3 protein-coding genes are annotated in these 2062 nt (G+C 74.3%); 1 reads left to right on the forward strand and 2 read right to left on the reverse strand.

Features of this window, described 5'->3' with window-relative positions:
* The first annotated feature begins 633 nt into the window (after positions 1 to 633).
* The gene (locus VM242_12070) at positions 634 to 903 is read left to right on the forward strand and encodes a metal-sensitive transcriptional regulator (protein HVM05899.1); all 270 of its coding nucleotides are present in this window, start codon (positions 634 to 636) and stop codon (positions 901 to 903) included.
* Between the two features lie 87 nt (positions 904 to 990).
* Here the strand turns inward: VM242_12070 and VM242_12075 are convergent, their stop codons facing one another.
* Positions 991 to 1395, reverse strand: coding sequence for a hypothetical protein (locus VM242_12075; protein HVM05900.1), 405 nt, complete (start codon positions 1393 to 1395; stop codon positions 991 to 993).
* Between the two features lie 79 nt (positions 1396 to 1474).
* Positions 1475 to 1777: a hypothetical protein gene (locus tag VM242_12080; protein HVM05901.1), complete on the reverse strand. Its 303-nt coding sequence runs from the start codon at positions 1775 to 1777 to the stop codon at positions 1475 to 1477.
* Positions 1778 to 2062: the final 285 nt, after the last annotated feature.

Below are 2062 nucleotides of genomic sequence, written 5' to 3' on the forward strand. Positions count from 1 at the left end.
CGCCCGGCCACCCACACCACCCCCGCCGCCACCATCAGGGCGACGGCCGTGCCGCTCTCGAACGCGCTGGTCGCGGCCGACGTCTCGGTGGCCAGGAACACCGTGAGCACGGCGGCGAGCACCACCTCGGGCGCGAGCTCCCACCACCGCAGACCCCACGGAAGCCTCATGCCGGTACCGTCCGTCGGGCGCGGCGCCGCGTTACAGCCGGTCTCGCGGGGCGGTCAGCCGGCGGCGTCAGTCGGCCCGGAGCGTGGCGTCGAGCGACGACCGGCACGGACGCGCGCACGGCCGCGTCGAACGAGTCGTCGTCGGCGTCGACCATCCACGGGAGGTCGGCCCCGCACACGGCGCGCCGGGGCTTGCCGGACGACGCCGCGGGTACGCGGTTCTTCGGCTTGCAGGACGGGCAGGGGACGATGTCCGCCATGGCGCCCCGGGCGGTCAGGCCGGCGGGGCGCCGACTGCCTGGTGCCTCGACGCCGCCTTCGGCTCCCCGTCCACGGCGACGACGCTACGCGCCACGCCGAGCCACGCGTTGCGCCCGTCCTCCGGCGGCTCGCCTTTCGGGCGAAGTACGGGCGGGGGTATGGTCCGGCCGAGGGAACCGGCGCGGCCACGAGGAACGCAACCATGGAACTGCCCGAATCGACCATCGACGACCTGCTCAAGCGCCTCCGCCGGGTGGAGGGCCAGGTGCGCGGCATCCAGCAGATGCTCGTCGACGGGCGCGAGTGCCGGGACGTCGTCACCCAGATCTCCGCCGCCCGCAAGGCCCTCGACCAGACCGGGTTCAAGCTGGTGGCGTCGGGGCTCTCGTACTGCCTCGACGACCCGGGCAGGGCGGCGGACGAGGGCTACGACGTGGAAGAGGTGCAGCGCCTCTTCCTCAAGCTGGCATAGGAGCCTCGTCCCGGCTCAACCGGGCCAGACCCAGTCGCGCACCGTGGAAGTTGGCGTGGTTGTGGCGCCGGTAGGCCAGGCGGTGGATCAGCCACGGGTAGCCGTGGTGAACACCACGGGCTTGTCGGGCGTGAAGAGGGCGTCGAACTGCCCGTCGGGCAGGCCGTGGGGTGCTCCGTCGGGTCCTGGAGCCGCATGAGGTCGACCACGTTCACCACCCGCACCTCGAGGGCGCGGCGCTCGTCGTCGTCGGAACGGGGCCTGGCGAGGGGCACCTGGTGGGAGCGCCAGCTGCCCCTCGACGGGCATGCCGTCCAGCTCCTTCGGGCCCGTCCAGCCCTTCGGGGTGCGCACGATGCACGGCCAGGCGGGCCGGCGCAGGTCGCCGGCCCGTGCCCGGCGGCGGATGGCCGCCAGCTCGTCGAACACCTCGTCGAGGCACGCCGCCATGGCGTGGTGCATCTCGGCCGGGTCGGATCCCTCCACGAACACGGGCGGTGCCCGTAGCCCTCCCGGAGGCGGGTGAGCTCGTCGCCGGGGATGCGGGCGAGGACCGCCGGGTAGGCGTGCGTCAGCGGGTGACCGACTCACCGCCCTCGTGGCTCGACCCCGGCGTCTCGGGCGCCACGTGGGACGGGACGCCGCCGGGGAACGAGAACTGGCGGAACAGCCGGCGCATCCCGTCGCCGTCCGGGCCGATGTGGGGATAGACCTCGGAGTAGGTGCCGTCGAGCCACGCCGCCGCCACCAGGGCGGGACCACCGTGGCCGGGGCCGGTGACGAACAGCAGGTCGCTGTCGCGCTGGCGGACCACCCGGTTGAGGTGCCCGTACAGGAATGTGAGCCCGGGCGAGGTTCCCCAGTGGCCGAGCAGGCGGGCTTGATGTGCTCACGCGCCGGCGGCTGGCGGAGCAGCGGGTCGTCGAGCAGGTGAATCTGGCCGACGGACAGGTAGTTCGCGGCGCGCCACCACGCGTCGAGCCGGGACAGCTGCTGGTCGCCGAGCGCCAGCGGCGCCACGGAGGTTGCGGTCACCCGCGTTGTCTAGCCCCGATCGCCCCCGAAGCCACCGGGCGGGCCGAGCACGGCCGACGTGGCGGCCGCCGGCCCGGCCGGCACCGTCATGCTCCCGCCCACCCGCACGCACTCCACCAGCCGC

The organism is Acidimicrobiales bacterium (assembly GCA_035540975.1).
Classification (GTDB): Bacteria; Actinomycetota; Acidimicrobiia; order Acidimicrobiales.

Bases quoted from the DNA above. Each gene is read 5' to 3' on its own strand.
- VM242_12070 (HVM05899.1), top strand. From the start codon at position 634: ATGGAACTGCCCGAATCGACCATCGACGACCTGCTCAAGCGCCTCCGC.